The 18178-nt window shown below is 47.8% G+C and carries 18 protein-coding genes; 7 read left to right on the plus strand and 11 right to left on the minus strand.

The genetic code is table 11. The annotated features are described in order from the left end of the window. Positions 1-405: 405 nt before the first annotated feature. The 9 genes from tatC to MED92_RS10475 form a co-directional block, all read right to left on the minus strand. Positions 406-1224: a twin-arginine translocase subunit TatC gene (gene tatC, locus MED92_RS10435; RefSeq protein ID WP_007021504.1), complete on the minus strand. Its 819-nt coding sequence runs from the start codon at positions 1222-1224 to the stop codon at positions 406-408. After that, positions 1224-1598 carry a Sec-independent protein translocase protein TatB gene (gene tatB / locus MED92_RS10440; protein WP_007021505.1) on the minus strand — a complete coding sequence of 125 codons (375 nt, stop codon included), beginning with the start codon at positions 1596-1598 and terminating at the stop codon, positions 1224-1226. Before tatB ends, tatC begins: the two co-directional genes overlap by 1 nt. A gap of 12 nt (positions 1599-1610) precedes the next feature. Next, positions 1611-1868, minus strand: a complete 258-nt coding sequence (gene tatA / locus MED92_RS10445) for a Sec-independent protein translocase subunit TatA (protein WP_007021506.1) — start codon at positions 1866-1868, stop codon at positions 1611-1613. 83 nt (positions 1869-1951) lie between these two features. Continuing rightward, complete coding sequence (locus MED92_RS18845) at positions 1952-2206, minus strand: HIT domain-containing protein (RefSeq protein WP_007021507.1); 255 nt, start codon at positions 2204-2206, stop codon at positions 1952-1954. 22 nt (positions 2207-2228) lie between these two features. Beyond that, the gene (locus MED92_RS10455) at positions 2229-2561 is read right to left on the minus strand and encodes a phosphoribosyl-ATP diphosphatase (RefSeq protein WP_007021508.1); all 333 of its coding nucleotides are present in this window, start codon (positions 2559-2561) and stop codon (positions 2229-2231) included. A gap of 87 nt (positions 2562-2648) precedes the next feature. Then, positions 2649-4283: a ubiquinone biosynthesis regulatory protein kinase UbiB gene (gene ubiB / locus MED92_RS10460; protein ID WP_007021509.1), complete on the minus strand. Its 1635-nt coding sequence runs from the start codon at positions 4281-4283 to the stop codon at positions 2649-2651. Between the two features lie 48 nt (positions 4284-4331). After that, positions 4332-5921: a GGDEF domain-containing protein gene (locus MED92_RS18565; RefSeq protein ID WP_007021510.1), complete on the minus strand. Its 1590-nt coding sequence runs from the start codon at positions 5919-5921 to the stop codon at positions 4332-4334. Positions 5922-6057: 136 nt separating this feature from the next. Continuing rightward, positions 6058-6678 (minus strand): thiol:disulfide interchange protein DsbA/DsbL, encoded by a 621-nt coding sequence (locus MED92_RS10470; RefSeq protein WP_007021511.1) that lies wholly within the window; start codon positions 6676-6678, stop codon positions 6058-6060. Positions 6679-6792: 114 nt separating this feature from the next. After that, a complete protein-coding gene (locus MED92_RS10475) occupies positions 6793-7398 on the minus strand; it encodes a c-type cytochrome (RefSeq protein ID WP_007021512.1) in 606 nt (201 codons plus the stop codon). 219 nt (positions 7399-7617) lie between these two features. Here MED92_RS10475 and yihA point away from each other — a divergent pair, with 219 nt between their 5' ends. After that, a complete protein-coding gene (gene yihA, locus MED92_RS10480; protein WP_007021513.1) occupies positions 7618-8274 on the plus strand; it encodes a ribosome biogenesis GTP-binding protein YihA/YsxC in 657 nt (218 codons plus the stop codon). 239 nt (positions 8275-8513) lie between these two features. Here the strand turns inward: yihA and polA are convergent, their stop codons facing one another. Beyond that, a complete protein-coding gene (gene polA / locus MED92_RS10485; RefSeq protein WP_007021514.1) occupies positions 8514-11282 on the minus strand; it encodes a DNA polymerase I in 2769 nt (922 codons plus the stop codon). A gap of 84 nt (positions 11283-11366) precedes the next feature. On the opposite strand from polA, the gene MED92_RS10490 reads away from it, so the two are divergent. From MED92_RS10490 to MED92_RS10515, 6 genes are all read left to right on the plus strand, one after another. Continuing rightward, positions 11367-11645: a DUF2782 domain-containing protein gene (locus MED92_RS10490; protein ID WP_007021515.1), complete on the plus strand. Its 279-nt coding sequence runs from the start codon at positions 11367-11369 to the stop codon at positions 11643-11645. 29 nt (positions 11646-11674) lie between these two features. Continuing rightward, positions 11675-12631, plus strand: coding sequence for a homoserine kinase (locus MED92_RS10495; protein ID WP_007021516.1), 957 nt, complete (start codon positions 11675-11677; stop codon positions 12629-12631). A 136-nt stretch (positions 12632-12767) separates the two neighbouring features. After that, positions 12768-14981, plus strand: a complete 2214-nt coding sequence (gene uvrD / locus MED92_RS10500) for a DNA helicase II (RefSeq protein WP_007021517.1) — start codon at positions 12768-12770, stop codon at positions 14979-14981. Between the two features lie 90 nt (positions 14982-15071). Next, the gene (locus MED92_RS10505) at positions 15072-15788 is read left to right on the plus strand and encodes a substrate-binding periplasmic protein (protein ID WP_162010864.1); all 717 of its coding nucleotides are present in this window, start codon (positions 15072-15074) and stop codon (positions 15786-15788) included. A gap of 92 nt (positions 15789-15880) precedes the next feature. Beyond that, positions 15881-16447 carry a DJ-1/PfpI family protein gene (locus MED92_RS10510; RefSeq protein WP_007021519.1) on the plus strand — a complete coding sequence of 189 codons (567 nt, stop codon included), beginning with the start codon at positions 15881-15883 and terminating at the stop codon, positions 16445-16447. 66 nt (positions 16448-16513) lie between these two features. After that, complete coding sequence (locus MED92_RS10515) at positions 16514-16864, plus strand: ribbon-helix-helix domain-containing protein (protein ID WP_007021520.1); 351 nt, start codon at positions 16514-16516, stop codon at positions 16862-16864. An 11-nt stretch (positions 16865-16875) separates the two neighbouring features. Here the strand turns inward: MED92_RS10515 and MED92_RS10520 are convergent, their stop codons facing one another. Then, on the minus strand, positions 16876-18174 hold the full coding sequence (locus tag MED92_RS10520; protein ID WP_007021521.1) for a GGDEF domain-containing protein: 1299 nt from the start codon (positions 18172-18174) through the stop codon (positions 16876-16878). Positions 18175-18178 lie beyond the last annotated feature (4 nt).

The raw sequence follows: 18178 nt of genomic DNA on the forward strand, positions 1-18178 counted from the left end.
GTTTCGTCTCAAGCGAGGCGCATATTCTACTTTGCGCTCATTCAAAGTCAACCGTTTATTTTGCAATTTTGTAAATTTTTTTACTCAGCAACCGGGCTTTGAATCCTGCTGCGTAAGCAATCTAAAAACTCAACGTTTTCAACCACTTACTCAGCCCTTAACTCAGTTCAAAACCGCCTTAATTTGCGGCCTCCCTAAGCAAGGACGGCGAATTCTACAGACATCTCAGAAAGGGTCAACACCCCAATGTAAAAAAACTTAAAAAAACCGTAAAAAAGTGCAGAAACCACTTAAATCGATCAAAGAACAACCAGAGCTGATTATTTGGCGTACAACTTGGAATAAAAAAGGCGGTTTCAACATTCTGAAACCGCCTTTTTGAAGTTCTACTGCAAGATAAGAAGCTTATTTACTGTTCTCTTCCTCTTCTTGCATTGCTTCTGCAAATTCATCCTCTAATTCTTCGTCTTCTTCCTCTTTCTCCTTTCGGACAAAGATCACACCCAAAAGAATGCCTGCTTCAAACAGTAACCACATTGGAACTGCTAATAAGCTTTGCGAAATAACATCCGGGGGTGTCAGCAACATACCTAAGACAAAGCAACCGACGATTACATAGGCCCTTTTCTGTCGAAGCCCCTCTGGGGTTGCAGCACCTGTCCAGATGAGTAACAAAGTTGCGATTGGAATTTCAAACACAACACCAAACGCGAAGAACAGCTTCAGAACAAAGTTTAGATAACTACTGATATCCGTCATCACCGCTACATTCTCGGGACCTACGCTGGTAAAGAAGCCGAAGATCAGTGGAAACACCACAAAATAAGCAAAGGCTATACCGGCATAGAAGAGAAAGATGCTTGAGACTAACAACGGAACGGCCAGGCGCTTTTCATGCTTATATAAACCCGGTGCGATAAATCCCCAGATCTGATGAAGCACAAATGGCATTGCCAGAAAAATCGCAGCAACCAGTGTTAGCTTAAATGGTGCAAAGAAGGGTGATGTGACATCCGTTGCTATCATACTGGTGCCTTCCGGCAGCAGAGCAGTCAGCGGTGCAGATAAGTAGGTATATAGATCGTTCGCAAAATAGAACAGACCCAGAAAGATAACTAAGACCGCAAATAGAACATACATAAGTCTCTGGCGTAGTTCCACCAGATGACTGATGAGTGGCTGTTCCTGATCTTGTTCAGGGGTTCCCTGATTCTTATCACTCATTATTTTTTAGTACTAGGTTCTTTATCAGACTCAGCAGGCTCTACAGTCTCTGCCTGTTCTGATTGAGCTTTTAACTCATCAGGGGACGCTGCTTTTGCAGCCATAGGAGATTCTTCGTTTAGAGCATCCTGGAAAGGCTGACGCATCTCGTTAAGCTCTTTCTCCAGTTCCTCTTTCTTTATAGCCGTAGTGCGCTTCATCTCTTCAACCCTGAGTTCTTCACTGATCTCAGATTGAATCGAAGAGACTGTCCTACGGATACGCCCCACCCATAAACCGACTGTCTTAACGGCCACGGGTAGTTTGTCCGGCCCCAAAACAACCAGGGCCACGACAGCAACGATCAGAATCTCAGCAAAACCAATATCAAACATTAAGTAAGCCTGTTACTTATCAGACTTTTGCTCATCTTTTACATCAGCTTTATTTGCTTCTGTAAAATCAGCATCTTCCTGCTTAATCTGCTTTTGGTCAGCCTTTTCCTGCTCTTTCTCTTTTTCTTCATCGGTCATAGCTTTCTTGAAGCCTTTTACTGCACCGCCAAGATCACTACCGATGTTTTTGAATTTCTTAGTACCAAAAATAAGAATGATGATTGCCAGTACAATTAGTAGCTGCCAAATGCTGATACCACCTAAACCCATTTTTACTCTCCGTTCTTACATGGCAGGATCACGCCCGCCACCTAAAATATGATAATGCATATGATAAACCTCCTGATGCTCGCCTATACCTGAATAGGTAATAGTACGCTCACCATCAATGAGGCCAGTTCTCTGCGTAATTTCCGGGATTTCAATACCAGATGTGCAACCAATGCAGCACCCGCCTCCCGAAGGTCATTCAAATTCCGTATATGCTGACATGGTATCACCAATAGGTGAACCGGTGCTTTAGGCGCACGGTCTTTAAATGCCACTCTATATTCATCCTGATATACACACTCTGCAGCCTCTTCACCACGGGCTATACAACAGAACACACAACCGGATATAGGTTAGCCTTTATTTTTTATTACGTGACGCTTTCTCTTCCAAACCAGAAAGATCAAAACGTCGAGCTAACTCATCTAATACTACCTGAGGTTTTTCACCTAAATGTGACAAAGCCACCAAAGAATGGAACCAAAGGTCAGCGGTTTCATAAATCACATCTTTATTATCGCCGCTTGTTTCCGCGTCCTTTGCCGCAAGAATCGTTTCAGTCGCTTCTTCACCGACCTTTTCTAAAATCTTATTCAGACCCTTGGCATGCAAACTGGAGACATAAGAACTATCCGGAGAAGCACCTTTACGTTGTTCCAAAACTTCGCCCAGTTGAGTTAATACATCACTCATCTCATATCTCACTTTAGTTATTGCTAATTCACGTTGCGGAAGCATACCCGATCAATATTACTTCCACCATCCCCTCCTAAAGGAGGACTAACTCCTTTTAAAGAGCAGGAACAACCCTATCGCCCCCAGCAACCAGCTACTCGGAGGAAGCTCACATAACCATTCCATCATAGCGGGATTAGATACTGCGAGAGCCGCAATAATAAACAGTATCCCGGCATAGCGTCGACGACTGCTACGCGTCTCCAGCTCATCCTTAGCCTGCTGGTAGGCCCTGATATCTCGCTGACGACTGTTATCTAAGTTACGGACCTGATTTAGCGCATCAAATACCAACTGCGGCATATGAGGCATCTTTTCCAACCAATCAGGTGCTTGCTGTTTGATTGAACGATAAACCCCTTTGGGACCCATTCGCTCTTTCATCCAGTTTTCAAGGAAAGGCTTCGCGGTTTTCCACAGATCCAGATCAGGATAAAGCTGACGGCCTAACCCTTCTATATTCAGCAAGGTTTTTTGCAGGAGCACCAGTTGCGGCTGAACCTCCATATTGAAGCGTCTGGCCGTCTGGAACAATCCTAACAACACCTGACCAAAGGAGATCTCTTTAAGCGGCTTTTCAAAAATAGGCTCACAAACACTACGTATAGCAGTTTCAAATGCATCAACATTTGTATCCGCTGGGACCCAACCTGAATCCACATGAAGCTGTGCTACTAAGCGGTAATCCCGCTTAAAGAAGGCCAGAAAGTTACGCGCCAGGTAGCTTTGGTCTTCGGGAGTCAGAGAACCGATGATGCCGAAATCTACCGCGATATATTGGGGGGATGATGGATTATTGCGCGATACAAAGATGTTTCCCGGGTGCATATCTGCGTGGAAGAAGCTGTCCCTGAACACTTGAGTGAAGAAAATCTCTACCCCTCGTTCAGCGAGTAGTTTCATATTGGTATTCTGCTCATTGAGCTGATCAACTTCAGCCACAGGGATACCATGAATACGTTCCATTACAAGAACATTTGCACGTGTGAAATCCCAGTAGATTTCCGGAATATAAAGAATATCGCTGTTTTCAAAGTTGCGTCTTAGCTGCGACCCATTGGCCGCTTCTTTACGCAGATCTAACTCATCAAAAATGGTTTGTTCGTATTCCGAAACCACTTCAACCGGGCGCAATCGGCGGCCTTCCTGCCAAACAGCCTGTACCAGTCGAGCCATGGTATACAACAAGTCGACATCTTTTCTGATGGTTTTGCCAATACCTGGACGAATCACTTTAACGACAACCTCTCGGCCATCATTCATCGTCGCTTTATGTACCTGTGCCACCGAAGCAGAAGCCAGTGGCTCTACCTCAAATTCAGAGAATAGCTCTGATACAGGCTGTTCAAGCGCTTGCTCTATAAGCGCCTGAGCTTTAGGTCCCGAGAAGGGAGGCACCCGATCCTGAAGTTTCTTCAGTTCTTCCGCTAACTCATCAGGTAACAGGTCACGACGCGTCGACAGCATCTGGCCAAATTTGATAAATACCGGACCCAGCGCTTCAAGCGCTAAACGTACCCTAACGGCCTCGGGCTGACGCGCAGGAATCAGGTATCGCCATAACATCAACCAGAACAGCACCCTCGCATACCAGGGCAGCGAGAGGCTTAAAAATAAGGTATCTAAACGATAACGAGCGAATACCTGAACTATCTTCAGAATGCGTGAAAGACGTTTCACTGCGGGGAAACCCTGTTACAAATATTTAAAAAAAAGAAATCGCCGGTGTTAATTTGACCGAACCAGATTTCGTCCATCCTCTTTGGCCTGATAAAGGGCCTCGTCAGCACGGGTAAAGACATCATCAAGGGAGTCTCCCTCTTTAATCTCTGTAACACCGAACGACATTGTAATCCCCACGGGCTTGCCATGGAAATTAAATGGACTACTAGCAAGGGACTCGCGCAACTTATCCATTGCCTGCGCTGCTTCCTCAGCAACAGTAGATGGCAGAAGAATAACAAATTCCTCTCCACCATAGCGGGCAACAAAATCAGTAACACGGATATTTTTGGTGATCACTTTAGCGACCAGGCGAAGCACTTTATCGCCCGCTAAATGACCGTAGGTATCATTGATCTTTTTAAAGAAATCCAGATCCGCAACCACAACTGAGAAGGAGGTACGGTAACGGGACCAACGCTCATATTCCTGAGCAATCTGCTCGTCGTAAGCGGCACGATTCGGCAAACCGGTGAGAGGGTCAGTACGCGCGCGTAAACGCTCCTCTTCCATATGCGCCTTAACCTTACGGGTCTCCTCTTCCATCTGTTCGACTTTTCCGATCAGATCTTCATAACGACCCTGAAGGCGTTGTTCACGCTGTTCTTCTTTTTTCTTGAAACTATCCATCGCCTTAACCAGACCGGATAGCTGCTGTGAAACTGCTTTTTTAAGGTCACCGATCTCGTGGGTATTCTTCACGGTCAGGTGTAATTTTTTAACATCTCGGCGTACCTGAAGATCCAGATCTTTCTGACTCTGGCCAATTTCAGCCTGCTCCTGGCGACTATCCACAACGAATGTCTGTACTTCATTAAGACGTGAGCTCAGCTCGATCAGATAGTTCTCAAAATCTTCACTGGTGTTACTTGTAGACTTAATAACCAGCTGCACTACCTGATGAACGATCTCCGGAAGGTGTGGAAGCTCAAAGCCCTTCTCAATACGTTTGACCAGTTCACGAGCATTTGGAGTTTCTTCTTTGGGTACATAAAGGCCGCTAATCAGCTCTAGCAGTTCCGCGCCAATACGATTAAGGAGAATACGTACTTCATCGCCTAAGGCTTCGCTTGAGGCTGTCGCGTCCAGAGAGAAATCACTGTCACTGAAAGAAGCATCCGATTCGGTACCGGTTTCAATATGGCTTTGCAGCTCTATAAGGTCACGAAGTACCGACGGCAGTTCATAAACTTTTTCTTCGACATCTTTACTGCGCTTTTCCAGAGAATCCAGCAAGTTCTGCGAACCGCTGTTCTGCACCTGGGTTCGCAACATCCGTATCCATTTAAGGAGTGCCGCCACGGTATCTTTGGCATTGCGGGCTCGCGTTTCTTCGCGATTCTGGATCTGTTTTTCGACACGGCGGCTGATTTTTTGCAGGAAACCAAGGTGCTCGACACACTGATCCTGAAGCAGAGGCTTAAGCGCACTTAGCTCAGTATCAAATTCAGAGTTTTCACCCTCTAAGGCGACAGAGAAATGACTCGCAAGAAGACGCAATTGTTGCTCAGTGTCCAGGCTTTTCCGTTCGAATTGCTCAAACTCCTGGGTGAGTTCCCGGTATTTTTTCTTCCAGTCTACGTTTTCTTCCGCCACGCGATTTCCTCGGAGCACAGTACAAACAATGTCGGTTAAGATTATGTTAGTCGAACTCTGACTTCCACACTAGGGCTGAAATCAACGCTAAAACAAAAAAACGCCCATAAAGGGCGTTTTTTTTACTCAGATCTGATTAGTTCGCTGAATTACGTTCTTTTTCTACCAAGTAATCGACAACTTCAAGCATCTGCTTATGACCACCCGCCATCGCAGCGGTAACCTGATACTTACCATTGACCACCATCGCCGGAACACCCTGAATCTGATATTTCGTCAGCTTCTGGTCACCCTGTCTTAGCTTGGTATTAACGGCAAACGATTTAAACGCACTCTTGAACTTCTTAGGTTCAACACCCAGGTTGCTATAGAAATCTGCGAAGTCATCAACACTTCTGAAACGACGACGCTCTACATGTACAGCATGAAAGGTCGGCTCATGGGTTTTATCCAGTGTATTCAATACCTCTGAAGCGTAGTAAGCACGCGCCATCTGTTCCCAGCTAGGGTTCCAGGCAGCCGGAACACGAACAAAATTCACATCTTCGCTCTTGTTCTTATCCCAATGCTTAATCAATGGTTCAAAGCTATTACAATGCGGGCACGGGTAACCAAACATCTCGATAACTTCAATTTTACCCTTATTAGAAGTCAGGCCTGGTGCTACCTGTTTGTAATGAACACCCTCTTTATACTCTTCTGCTTGAACCATAAATGGCAGAAGCAGAGCCACTAACATCAACCCAAACTTTTTCATTATTACTTGCTCCGAACACAATAAGACGGGGTGGTAGACAATAAAACAAATTATAAGTTCCTACCAGACACAAAAAAGGCAGCCTAAGCTGCCTTTTTTTAACCTGAGCTGAACTTACTTGCTCAAACCCTGAATGTAGCTAGATACAGCTTTCATTTCAGCATCGCTCAGCTTAGCAGCGATATCCTGCATCATCTGCTGAGGATCGTTGTTACGCTCACCTTTGCGGAATGCCTGAAGCTGTTTTTCAGTGTAAGCAGCGTGCTGACCACCGATTGCTGGGAAACCAGCCTGGCCGTTACCTTCACCTGTTGGTGCGTGGCAAGCAGTACATGCAGCTACACCTTTAGAAGCGATACCCGCGCGGTAAATCTTCTGGCCCTGTTCAACCAGATCTTTAGCCGCATGACCAACTGTACCGTTTTGCTTAGCGAAGTAAGCAGCGATATCAGCAATGTCCTGATCGCTCATTGCATCCAGAAGACCAGTCATCTCTACAACAGGACGCTTACCGGATTTGATATCATCCATCTGCTTGATCAGGTATTTTTCATTCTGACCTGCCAGCTTAGGGAAGTTAGCGATCGCGCTGTTACCGTCAGCACCGTGACAAGCAGCACATACAGCAGTTTTGCCTTTACCTGCAGCAGCATCACCTGCCGCGTGAGCTACACCAGTGATACCAATGGTCACCAGCAAGCTAATCAGTAGTTTATTCATCGATGAACCCAGACTCTTGCTATTAAAATTTTTTGGACGGCCAAATGCATGATGACAAAGGCAAAATGCGGCGACCGATCTTATCCTCACTTCCCCGCGGACTAGAGCTAAAGCCTGAACGCAGGTAAAATTGGCGCAATTATAAACCAATATCCACACAAACTGGAACGGCAATCTCTGTTCCTTTAGTAGTGATTTGCCAAAAAGCGACCAAAAAATATGTCTTCAGATCAAAGAATTGTTCACTATAACTCCGCGCGATTTAATAAAAGCGCGGCAAAATTACATCAGTGCCCGGAAGATATTGGCGCTGAAGTGGCGTTCGCGGGTCGCTCAAATGCGGGTAAATCCAGCGCCATTAACACACTGACCAACAACGGCAAGCTGGCCCGCACGTCAAAAACCCCCGGCCGAACTCAGCTCATCAACTTTTTTGATCTAAACCTTGAAGGTGTTCGTCTGGTCGATCTACCTGGTTATGGTTATGCGAAAGTACCTGTAGAGATGAAAGTTCACTGGCAAAAGCACCTGGGTGAGTATCTGGAGAAACGCCAGTGCCTTCAGGGGGTGGTATTGGTGATGGATATCCGCCACCCAATGAAAGAGTTTGACCAGATGATGGTCGAATGGTGCGAAAATTCGCAAATGCCGCTACACGTTCTGCTAACAAAAGCGGATAAACTGAAAAAAGGGCCCGCCCAATCGACCATGCTAAAACTCCGTAAAGAGTTACAGGCCGTGCTGGGAGATCTGGTCACCGTACAAACCTTTTCTGCTTTGAAGAAACAAGGTGTAGATCAGCTGCGTAATCGCCTGGATCATTGGCTTCTGCCTGAAGAGACGGACTTTGAGAGTGAAGTAATAACAGAAGAATAAAAGAAAGCCCTGGGAAACTTAGGAAGGGGAACTGTCAATTTCTCAGGGCTTTAACGCATGCTTGTTGTAAAGAGCCACAACCATGGCTAGATGAACGTATACGTGACTCTTAAAAAGTAGACCTGCTTTGAAAATGAAAGTTCCCCAGATAGCTCAAAAAATATACAAACATTTTTTGAGCTTCTGATATCAGGTACTTAGAAAGGAATGCCAAGTCACAATAGCTTTTGCAACCCTTATTAGTGCGCCTGCTCCCAATTTTCACCTACACCCGCTTCCACCAGCAAAGGGACATCAAGGTCGGCCGCTGTAGCCATCTTGTCTTTCACCGCTTCAACAAAGCTATCCACCTGTGTATCACGAACCTCAAAGACCAGTTCATCGTGAACCTGCATGATCATACGCACATCAAAGTCAGACTCTGCCAGCCACTTATCCACAGTCACCATTGCCCGCTTAATGATATCTGCTGCTGTCCCCTGCATCGGCGCGTTGATAGCAGTACGTTCTGCAGCCTGACGACGCATTGCGTTACGGGCTTTAATCTCAGGCAGGTACAAACGTCGACCAAACAAGGTCTCAACATACCCCTGTTCCTGAGCCTTAGCACGGATATCATCCATGTAGTGCTGAACACCTGGGTAGGTTTCAAAGTAGTGCTCGATATACTGCGCGGCATCCTTACGCGCGATACCCAGCTGCTTCGCCAGACCAAAAGCTGACATTCCGTAGATCAGGCCGAAATTGATCGCTTTAGCACTACGACGCTGATCATCACTAACCTGATCCAGCTCAACTTTAAACACTTCCGCTGCGGTAGCACGGTGAATATCCGCACCTTTGGAGAATGCATCCAGCAGCCCCTGATCTTGTGACAGGTGCGCCATAATGCGCAATTCAATCTGCGAATAGTCCGCCGCGACAACCTTATAACCTTCAGGCGCGATAAACGCATGACGAATACGACGCCCCTCCTGGGTACGCACAGGTATATTCTGCAGGTTTGGATCGGTAGAAGATAACCGGCCTGTTGCTGTCACTGCTTGATGATAAGAGGTATGTATACGCCCAGTACCCGGATTAATCATCAGCGGCAGTTTATCGGTATAGGTGGATTTAAGTTTGCTCAGGCTGCGGTGTTCCAGAATCAGCTTCGGTAGCGGGTAATCCAGCGCTAGTTCCTGTAATACCTCTTCCGCAGTGGATGGCGCCCCTTTAGGCGTCTTCTTGATAACTGGAATGCTCAGCTCTTCAAAAAGGATCTGCTGGAGCTGTTTAGGTGAAGCCAGATTGAACTCTTTTCCCGCAATATCATAGGCCTGACGCTCCAGTTCAACCATACGCTCTGCCAACTCAATACTCTGTTCTCCCAGCATCGAGGCATCCACTAAAGCCCCGTTTCGCTCGATATGTGATAGCACAGGGATCAGCGGCCTTTCGATATCATTAAAAACAGAGGTCAGGGTTTCATCTTTGCTAAGTTGAGCATTAATTGCCTGATGCAGGCGCAAGGTGATATCCGCATCTTCAGCGGCATAAGGCGCAGCCTGTTCCAATTCAATCTGATTAAAAGTCAGCTGTTTCTTGCCCTTACCGGCAATATCTTCGAACTTAATCGTTTTAAGGCCCAGATAACGATCTGCCAGGCTGTCCATATCATGACGGGTAGCCGTAGAGTTCAATACATAAGATTCCAACATCGTATCGAATTCGATTCCGGTCAGCTCAATGCCATAGCGTGCCAGAACATTCATGTCGTACTTAAGATGCTGACCCACTTTTTTATGATCGCTACTTTCCAGCAGCGGTTTCATTTTTTCCAGCAGTGTTTCACGAGTGATCTGCTCAGGCGCTCCCATGTAGTCATGGGCAACGGGAACATAAGCCGCTTTCCCTGGTTCAATCGCAAAAGAAACGCCCACCAGTTCCGCCTCCATGTAGTTGAGGCTGGTGGTTTCCGTATCGAATGCGAATAACTCAGCTGTGGATAACTTTTCCAGCCACTGATCTAAAGTTGCTTCATCCAGTACCGTGTCATACTCAACATCAGAGGGTGCTTCGGGCAGCTCGGGCTCGTCATCAGATGCATCAGTGCCTGAAGCTGCAGACTCACCCGACTCAAGCTCTTTAACCCAGCTGCGAAATTCAAACTCTTCAAACAGTTCCAGAAGCTGCTCTTTAACCGGCTCAGGTTTGACAAAATCCTCTACCGACTCCTGTAGCTCAACATCGGTTTTAATCGTAGCCAGTAGATAGGAAAGGTCAGCTGCTTCGCGATTGTCTTCGAGCTTTTTAGCCATGCTTTTCGAACCACGGAACCCAAGATCGGCAATCTTATCCAGATTTGCGTAAAGGTCTTTCAAACCGCCAATCCCTTGCAGCAACGCCAGCGCGGTTTTCTCTCCGACACCTGGCACGCCCGGAATGTTATCGACCTTATCTCCCATCAATGCCAGGAAATCGATAATCAACTCAGGCGGTATACCAAACTTATCTTTCACCCCTTCAACATCCATTACCGTATCGGTCATGGTATTGATCAACGTCACATGCTGATCCACCAGCTGTGCCATATCTTTATCACCCGTTGAGATCAACGTAGCGATACCTTTAGCACTGGCCTCACGGGCCATCGTGCCGATCACATCGTCAGCCTCTACACCCTCTTCCACAATCAGCGGGAAGCCCATCGCTTTGATAATCTTATGGATAGGCTCGACCTGACTTCGAAGATCATCCGGCATGGGTGGACGCTGGGCTTTGTACTCACTGAAGATTTCGTCACGGAACGTTTTGCCTTTGGCATCAAAAATGACCGCAACCGGGCTTTCCGGATACTGTTTAATCAGACTTTTCATCATGGAAGTCACAACACGGATCGCTCCGGTTGGTATTCCAGCCGAATTTCTTAGGTCCGCTTGCTGTGAAGCAAAGAACGCACGGTATAAATAAGAGGAGCCGTCGACTAAAATGAGAGGTGAAAGGGTGGCTTGGCGCTGTTCGCTCATCTGGTATATCCGGGTTGGTTACTCTTCAAAGGACAGATCATAGTCGATAAGCGCCACCGCACAAACCGACAATAGGAAATAGAGATGAAAAAGTTACTCTTAGCTGCAATTCTGCTCGCCGCTCCGATGGTACAAGCTGAAGTACCTCCGCTGGTTGACGAGAATGAACCGCAGATCACCATCTTCCATGAAGCGGAAAAAACTTATTATGAGTACCGCATAAATGGTCAGTTGAAAGAGATCAAGGTCGTACCGAAAAACGGTAAAGAGTATTATCTGGTACCAGCACCGGGTGAAGGCGATTTCATCCGTCACGAAGAGTCCCAGTTATTGATCCCTAAATGGGTTCTGTTTCGCTGGTAATCTGATAGTAATTTAACTGAGTATCACTCTTGGCTGTATACACTGAACTCAATGACAGCGACTTTAAGTCGCTACTGGTGGATTATGATCTCGGCCAGCTTGCCAAATACAAAGGCATAGAAGGCGGTATCGAGAACACCAACTATTTTGTCACCCTTAAGTCAGGTGACAAAGAAGATGAGTATGTACTTACTCTCTTTGAAGAACTTAGCTACGAAGAGCTTCCCTATTTTATCGAGCTGAATCAATGGCTATCTGAGCGGGATATTCCGGTACCTTATGCGATAAAAGACCGTAATGGTATTGGCCTTAAAAAGGTCAAGAACCGGCCTGCCGCATTACAACCGCGTTTCTATGGTGATCATGTCGGCCAGACTGAACTCACGCCCGAACACTGCGCATCTATAGGAAAAGTACTGGGTGAATTCCATGTCGCCGCCGAAGACTTTTACCTTAAACGCCAGGCGCATCGTGGCGTTTTTTGGTGGCGCCGTGAGAGCGAACTGATCGCTCCACAGTTACCTGAAGCTGATGCCGCTATGTTGAAGGAAGAAGTGATCCGCTTCGACCAGCTGCGGGAAAACCCCGGTGATATCAAAAGCGGTACGATCCATGGCGACCTGTTCCATGACAATGTTTTGTTTCAGGGTACACAAATCAGTGCAGTGCTGGATCTGTACAATGCGGCAACCGCTTTTCTACTCTATGACCTGGCGATTGTTGCAAATGACTGGTGTTGTAACCCCGATGGTTCGATCGATGCAGATCGTGAACAAGGCTTGTTGAAAGCTTATGCTCAGGCCCGCCCTTTTACTAAGGATGAATCTGCAGCCTGGCCAATACTGACCTGTACTGCTGCCATGCGTTTTTGGTTATCACGTCTGATCCCCTGGCTGGATGAAAATAGTGAGCAAAAGCTCAAAGATCCAGATGAGTTGAAACGTATTCTGATCTACCGTCGGGAAAATCCAGGTAAACTCCCCTGAACCCGCTGCAGAATACTTTTACAGAGCCTCCGTTACTTCGGGGGCTTTTTTAATTCTGCAAATTGCCCCTGCCCTCTTATCCAAACTCTCGCTATAATCAGTCACTGATTATTTATACAGTGACTGAAGAACAGCAATGGATGTAACCCACATTATCGATTCTCTGAACGATGCCCAGCGCAATGCGGTAACTGCGCCGGTAAAAAATTTACTGGTTTTGGCCGGTGCTGGCTCAGGTAAAACCCGCGTGCTGGTCCACCGGATCGCCTGGTTGATTCAGACTGAGGGGATTTCCCCCTATTCGATTATGGCGGTAACCTTTACCAATAAAGCCGCTAAAGAGATGCGCGGCCGTATAGAGGAGTTGTTGGGGCTAAATCCTCAGGGGATGTGGGTCGGTACCTTCCATGGCCTTGCTCATCGATTGCTGCGCGCACACTGGCAGGATGCCGGGCTTCCTGAAAATTTCCAGATTATGGACAGTGATGACCAGCTACGCCTGATCAAACGTCTTGCCAAAGAGATGGGGCTGGATGATAAGCGCTGGCCTCCACGTCAGTTCCAGTGGTACATCAACGACAAAAAAGATAACGGTCTGCGTGCCAAGAATATTGAACCTCGCCATGATCTGAATGACCGGCAGATGGTCGCCATGTATGAAGCCTACGAGCAGGCTTGTGAGCGTGGTGGGATGATCGACTTTGGTGAGCTATTGCTGCGTTCACTGGAACTGTTCCGCGATAAGAACCCGGCGCTTTTGGAACATTATCAGGAGCGTTTTCGCTACATCCTGGTTGACGAATTTCAGGACACCAACACCATTCAATATGGCTGGTTGCAGCTGCTCTGTGGCGGACAGCAGAAGCTGATGGCCGTGGGTGATGACGATCAGTCTATTTACGGCTGGCGTGGCGCGAAAATCGAAAACATTCAAAACCTATCAACACACTTCCCGGGCGTTGAAACAATCAAGCTGGAGCAAAATTACCGTTCCACCGAAACAATCCTGCGTGCTGCCAATGAAGTGATTCGCAACAACCAGGGGCGTTTAGGTAAAGAGCTTCATACGGAGTCAGGTGAAGGGGATCCGATCTCGCTGTATGCGGCCTTCAACGAACAGGATGAAGCCCGTTTTATCGTCGATCAGATCGGAAAATGGAGCCAGGAAGGTAACCTACGTAAAGAGTGTGCAATTCTTTACCGCTCCAATGCCCAGTCACGCGTCCTTGAGGAAGCCTTAATTCGCAGCGGTGTTCCGTACCGAATCTATGGTGGCCAACGTTTCTATGAGCGTCTTGAGATTAAAAACGCCCTCTCCTATCTACGCCTGATGAACAATCGTGATGATGACACCTCCATGGAGCGTGTCATCAATGTTCCGACCCGTGGTATCGGAACTCGCACCATTGAGATCATTCGAGAGCATGCCCGTAGTCAGGGAATCTCAATGTGGCGTGCCTCCAACGAGATCGTCGAGCTTAAACGTTTACCGGCACGTGCCTCCAACGCGCTACAGGCATTCCTCGATCTGATTAACCAAATGGCCCAGGATACTGAAGATACGCTGCTTCATGAACAGACCGAGCATGTGATCCAGCATTCAGGGCTGATCGAGCATCACAAAAAAGAGAAAGGCGAGAAAGCCCAGTCCCGCATTGAAAACCTTGAAGAACTGGTCACTGCGGCGAAACAGTTCAACAGCCAGTGGGATGAGTTTCTTGATGAGGAGTTCAGCTCTCCCCTTGCAGCCTTCCTGGATCAGGCTGCACTGGATGCAGGGGATGCTCAGGCCGATGAGTACCAGGACAGTGTTCAGTTGATGACTTTGCATTCCGCTAAAGGTCTGGAGTTCCCCCAGGTGTTCCTGGCCGGAGTCGAGGAAGGCTTGTTCCCGCACAAAATGTCGATCGAAGAGCCAGGACGCCTCGAAGAGGAACGTCGCCTGTGCTACGTGGGCATCACGCGTGCGATGCAGAAGCTATTTATCACTTACGCAGAATCCCGTCGCTTACATGGTCAGGATACTTACAATCGACCTTCCCGCTTTATCAGTGAGATACCTTCCGAGTTGATGGAAGAGGTTCGTTTGAATGCCAGTGTCAGTCGACCAATGACAAGCCGCTACAATGACAATCAGGGTAGCAGCCTGTTCGGAAGTAGTTCTTTGGGCAGCAGCGAAGTCCCTGAAACCAATCTGGCACTTGGCTCGCGGGTTATGCACAGCAAGTTTGGTGAAGGTACCGTACTTAACTTTGAAGGTTCCGGTGCTAAAGCCCGGGTACAAGTGAATTTCGACTACGAGGGCCCCAAATGGCTGGTGGTCGGGTTTGCTAACCTAACCCCTCTGTAACTGATGACTCGCTGGGTTGCCAAAACAACCCAGCGCTTTTCCCTCTCTGTACTAGACTACTAAGGTCTGTTTCGACCTATGGACCTGTCTATGCTCAGACGGCTTACCTTGTTATTGCTGCTATTTTTCCCGCTCCTGCTCAAAGCTGAAGCGATCAAAGTGCCTATCTATGATCAGCCCAGACCGCCCCTGGCCCTGCTTATTAAGGGAGAGGCACGAGGAATCTACCCTGACCTTTTCCGAGCGGTGTTAATTGAAGCAGGCCTAACCCCTGAACTGATACCTGTTCCCCCTATGCGCCGTCGGGTCGACTTTGAAACAAACCAATATAGCTTGTCTTGTTGCGCAAATCCTGCCTGGCGAAAGCGCCCCAAAGAGCAGGAGATTCAGATATTCAGCAAACCTTTCTACTGGACTAAAGACGTTTTTATATTCCCACAGGAACAAGCATTTACGATCGATAAATTATCCTCACTTAGCAATAAGCGTGTCGCCACAATACGGGGTTTCGACTATCGCGGAGAAGCCTACTTTGGAGAGCGCCTGAACTATCACAATGAGCAGGCCCTCATACGCGCTGTAGCACTTGGCCGGGCAGATGTGGGCATTGTTAATGAAGACATCTTACTTGCCTCTGAAGAAGTAGCTCAGGTTGAACAAGGGCCCGTCCATGATCAGGCGAGCCTGCATATTCGCATTCACCGGAAAAGAATCGACCTTGTTGAACCGATCAATCAGGCCATTGAGAGAATAATCACCTCTGGAGAGCTTGATCAGATCGTGCGAAGCTACCTATCCAAAGACTGATTGCCCTGTAGTAATCGGCTAATACCACTTCACTTTTCACTGCTGATATTTTGATCCGGCTATTTTCGTAGCCATTCAAATGGAGCAGAGATATGAATAATAAAAAGATTCTGATGATCACCGGTGATTTCACCGAAGATTACGAAACCATGGTACCTTTCCAAACCCTGCTGGCCGTTGGCCATCATGTTGATGCAGTCTGTCCTGATAAAGTGAGCGGCGATACTATTGCCACCGCTATTCACGACTTCGAAGGCGATCAGACCTATACCGAGAAACGCGGGCATAATTTCACTTTAAACGCGACCTTCTCCGACATTAATGTCGCTGATTACGATGCACTGGTTATCCCGGGCGGTCGCGCTCCGGAATACCTGCGCCTGAATGATGAGGTGCTCACGATGGTCCGCCACTTTTTTATTGAAGATAAACCCGTGGCGGCCATCTGTCACGGCGCACAGCTGCTAACCGCCGCTGGTGTTCTGGAAGGCAAAGCCTGCTCCGCTTACCCAGCATGTAAGCCAGAAGTGATTCAATCAGGTGGAAGTTATGCTGAGATCGAGATCGATTCGGCAGTCACTGATGGTAATCTGGTTACCGCACCTGCCTGGCCTGCGCACCCCGCCTGGCTTGCTCAATTTATGGCTTTGCTAAACTAGACTGACAGCTAACATGAAGAGGCCTGCCGAATCGGTCCGGCCTCTGATTCAGAGTATTGAACAACGATGTGTAAACTTTTTATCAACGCAGATCCTGAACTTTGGAAAAGCAGTACCCGCTCGATCCGCATCGACGGAATGGTGACCAGTGTACGCCTGGAAAACTATTTCTGGAGTACGCTAGAGGTGGTCGCAGAGCGTGACGGAATGAATATCCCACAGATGCTGACCCGCCTCTATCACGAATCGATCGATGCGGGTCACGACCTTGGAAATTTCACATCATTCTTAAGGGTGTGCTGTATGCGTTATCTGGCACTTCAATTAAGTGGGGATATCCCAGCTGATCAGAAGCAGGCTATCGCTGATCTGGATGCGGATAGCATCTTGGCCAAAGAGATCGCTATGCGACACTAAAGCTAACCTGCTCAGGAGGCAATGAAGAATGCCCCTTTTCCTGAACGCTTGACCTTATACATAGCCACATCGGCTGCTTTAATCAGTCGTTCCAGATCCTCACCATGCTCAGGGCAGAGCGCAATGCCAATGCTGGCACTGATCAGAGCCTCAACTTCTACCCCCTCATCGGTGCTAAAACAGATAGGCTTCTCCAGTGCATTAATGAGTTTTTGTGCAACATCTCCTGCTGCTTCAGGCATACGTATTCCATCCAGCATCACGACAAACTCATCACCACCAATGCGTGCCGCCTGATCGGAACGACGCAGCTCTTTTGATATACGCTGTGCCGCTTCAACGAGTACACGATCACCAACCGGATGTCCCCAGGTATCATTAACTTTTTTAAAGCCATCCAGATCGATAAAGAGTATGGCGACACTTTCCTGATTACGCTGCGCTCTGGAGAAGAACATCTCGGCCTGTTCCAACAGGAAATATAGCGATGGCAAGCCAGTTAGCGCATCGTAATGGGCCATGCGACGTAATTCCCCCTGCACCTCTTCCGCCTTATCGATCGCCTGATGCAGTTCGGTGACGTCATATTCAGCCATAAGAATCAGAAAATCACCGCTGAGAGGATGTCGGGTGATCCGAATATCCAGAGTATGCTTACGCAGCCCCTGCGCCGTTTTCATCTGATAAGTCCAACGACCTCCCTGCTTCTCGATAGCCCGCTTCAGACATTGTTGACCTTCCTGCGGATCGGCAAATCGCATACTGAAAGGCGAATTACCTTCAGGCATCGCTTCATGCTGAACATGCTTATAAGCTTCGGTCGCAGCGGGGTTCTCAACCACAACCTGCCCCTCATAGGTAAAACTGGTAACCAGCACAGTGGTATAGCGCATCGCCTCGACTAGCAGCAGGTTTTCCGGAGTATCTCCCAGATTCACCTCTTCATTCACATAAGCGATAATTCCACGATGGCGTTCTGGCCCCAGCAAGCAGGCTCGATGGCGCATAAATAAGGTTTTTGGTTTGCCTCCCGGGTAGGTGGTCCAGGGATCGATCGTTAAACCATTCTTAGCGGCAAGCTCAAAGGTCTGGGCCGTTCTTTCCCTTGCCCCCTGCGTGTCACCGGACAGGTCTTTGTTTATCAGCTCTTCAAGTGAATTCAGGCTCCAGAAATCCACCGCAGCAGAATTTCCCCACCACCAGCCATGTTTATCCAGATCAAAAACCCAGACCACATCAGGGATAAGTTCATACAGCGCTAACTCTTCATGGGTTTGGATATGAACGAGGTGGTTGTATTCGGAAGACATACTC

Origin of the sequence: Neptuniibacter caesariensis, from assembly GCF_000153345.1 — a bacterium.
GTDB lineage: Bacteria > Pseudomonadota > Gammaproteobacteria > Pseudomonadales > Balneatricaceae > Neptuniibacter > Neptuniibacter caesariensis.